The organism is Bradyrhizobium sp. P2_E8 (genome assembly GCF_056403875.1).
Window position 1 is genome coordinate 1 of sequence record NZ_JBFUES010001006.1, and the last position, 2,636, is coordinate 2,636.

4 protein-coding genes are annotated in these 2,636 nt (G+C 65.0%); all 4 read right to left on the minus strand.

Annotated elements, in window-relative coordinates:
• Positions 1 to 108: 108 nt before the first annotated feature.
• Entirely contained in the window at positions 109 to 543 is a 435-nt protein-coding gene (locus tag AC1D00_RS35795) for a hypothetical protein (RefSeq protein WP_167770886.1), read from the minus strand.
• 193 nt (positions 544 to 736) lie between these two features.
• Positions 737 to 940: a hypothetical protein gene (locus tag AC1D00_RS35800; protein WP_477013916.1), complete on the minus strand. Its 204-nt coding sequence runs from the start codon at positions 938 to 940 to the stop codon at positions 737 to 739.
• Positions 941 to 1,118: 178 nt separating this feature from the next.
• Positions 1,119 to 1,820 (minus strand): transcriptional repressor LexA, encoded by a 702-nt coding sequence (gene lexA, locus AC1D00_RS35805; protein ID WP_404556652.1) that lies wholly within the window; start codon positions 1,818 to 1,820, stop codon positions 1,119 to 1,121.
• A gap of 175 nt (positions 1,821 to 1,995) precedes the next feature.
• The coding region (locus AC1D00_RS35810) for a molybdopterin molybdotransferase MoeA (RefSeq protein WP_477013917.1) at positions 1,996 to 2,636 on the minus strand (641 nt) is incomplete at its 5' end.

A 2,636-nucleotide genomic window follows, 5' to 3' on the forward strand; every position in this document is an offset into this window, starting at 1 on the left:
GATATGGGCGGAATTCATTCTCGGGACGCAAACCGCACCACGTCGCCGGCCACGGCCGGCGATGGCGATTTCGATCCTGGCCCCGACCCGTGAGCCGGGGGAGCTGCCTCAGCCGATCGGCAGGCGGGTGATGGTCGGCCGACCATCGGCGATGACCTGCGGCTTGTGCTCGCGCTCGCCGACGGGCTGGGTCACTGGCAACTGCAGCACGGTCGCGCGCTGGCCCTCGACGAGCTGCGTCACCAGTACATATTTGCCGTCGGGGAATTCGATCGCGTCGTGATGGCGATCGGGAATGTGCGGATCGATCTTGCCGAACTTGCCGACGCGGGAGTTGATGGTGCGCGTCCAGATCCAGCGATTGTCGTAGCGGACGTTGTCGGCGAAGGCGAGCTCCGTCCCGGGCAGCAGGCAGACCGCGACGGACATGTCGGCTTCAGAGGCGAAGCCGCGCGTCGAGGTGCCTCGGAAAGTGGTCGTGACGATCGTCTCGCCGACTTCTGCGGGACGCGTCGCGACGGCATGCAGGCTGTAGTCACACATCGGGTGCTCCTCATTCAGGGATAGCGACCCGCGCCTCCTTCGGAGGCACTAGCCCCTATCAGAGTGGAAGCATGTTAGCGTCTTCTCGGTTGTAGGCAAATCTGCGGCTTGGGTCCGCAGGCTGCCATCACAATATCTTTTTCAAATGCATGAGGAACAAAGTCCGCTCCTGTGCATTTGGCGTGCGTCCCCGTCAGCGACCAGCAGGTGCCGACCAGCCCGGATATTGCCAGGCGGGTTGCGACGGCTGCGCGACGGCGTTGCGGGCATTGCGCAATTGCTCGCTCGTCGTCGTCTGCGCTGCCTTGCGGACATGGTGTGACTGTGCGGCGAAGGCTTGCGACGCTGATGCTGCGATCAGCGCCATCGTGACGGCGCTCAAAACGATCTTGCGCATGATGGTCTCCTCGATCTCCAGCGCCGCGAAGCGATGATGGCTTCGTGCGGCGTGGCCGAGGATGTACCGCCGGAGAGCGGCCGGATAATCTGTGCAAAACCAGAAAGACTATCCAGCCGGAGCGGACAATCGTCCGCTCCAATTGTCAACGCGCGGGGCGCCAACCGGCGGAGCGCGCTCAGTACTTGCGGTACAGGCCGATCAGCTTGCCCTGAATCTTCACCCGGTTGGGCGGCAGGATGCGGACCTCATAGGCCGCATTGGCGGGCTCGAGCGCGATCGAGGCACCGCGGCGGCGGAAGCGCTTCAGCGTCGCTTCCTCGTCGTCGATCAGCGCCACCACGATGTCCCCGGTATCGGCGCTCTCGTTGCGCTGGATCAGCGCCATGTCGCCGTCGAGGATGCCGGCTTCGACCATCGAGTCGCCGCGCACTTCGAGCGCATAGTGTTCGCCCGACCCGAGCATGTCGGGCGGTACGCTGATGGTGTGGCTGCGGGTCTGCAGCGCTTCGATCGGCGTGCCGGCCGCGATGCGGCCCATCACCGGCACCGCGACGGGGCGCTCGCCCTCGTCCGCGGACGCGCTGGAGCTCGCTCGCACCTTGCCGAGATTGCCCTCGATGACGCTCGGCGTGAAGCCACGCCGGTTGCCGGCGGCGGCCTGGAGCTCGGGCAGCTTGATCACCTCGATCGCGCGGGCCCGGTTGGGCAGACGCCGGATGAAGCCGCGCTCCTCCAGTGCGGTGATCAGGCGATGGATGCCTGACTTCGAGCGCAGGTCGAGCGCGTCCTTCATCTCGTCGAAGGAGGGCGGCACGCCGCTTTCCTTCAGACGCTCGCTGATGAATCGCAGAAGCTCGTATTGTTTGCGCGTTAACATCTCGACCAAATCCCCCGGTTGATGTCGTTCGATTCCGAGACGGTGAATTCAGCGGCGAGCCGCTAGATGCTCGAAACAAATCATGAACGGACACTATATGTTCGATATGTGTTCCGCAACTGCTTAATTTACCGTGAACGCGACAAAGTTCGCGGAACGCGCATGACCTGCGGGTTCAGGCGGGCAGTCGCAGCACCTCGCAGGGCGTGCCGGCCTCGGCCTTGGGCGCGAACGGCGCGCGCACGAGAAGTGCCTGTGCCGCAGCGAGATTCGCAAGCAGTGAGGAATCCTGATGATTGACGGGAAGTGCGACAAGCGTGCCGTCGTCGCGCCGCTCCAGGCGTGCGCGCAGATAATCTTCGCGCTGGTCATTGGCACCGACGTCGCGGCCGAGCACGGCGCGCTCGCGATGATGATGAATCACCGCGCGGCCCGACAGAGCGCGAATCAACGGCACCATGAACAGGAAGGCGCACACATAGGACGACACGGGATTGCCGGGCAGGCCGATCACGCCCATCGCTCCTAACCGGCCGTGCATCATCGGCTTGCCCGGCCGCATCGCGATCTTCCAGAACGCCATCGCGATGCCTTCGTCCCTCAGCGCCTGCTGGACCAGATCGTGGTCGCCGACCGAAGCGCCGCCGGTCGTAATCAGGATATCGGCGCCGCTCCCGCGGGCCCGGCGGATGCCGGCGGTGGTGGCCTCCAGCGTATCAGCGGCAATACCGAGGTCGATGGTATCTGCGCCCTCCTGGCGGGCGAGCGCGTGCAGGGCGTAGCCGTTGGAATAGACGATCTGGCCGGGACCCGGGG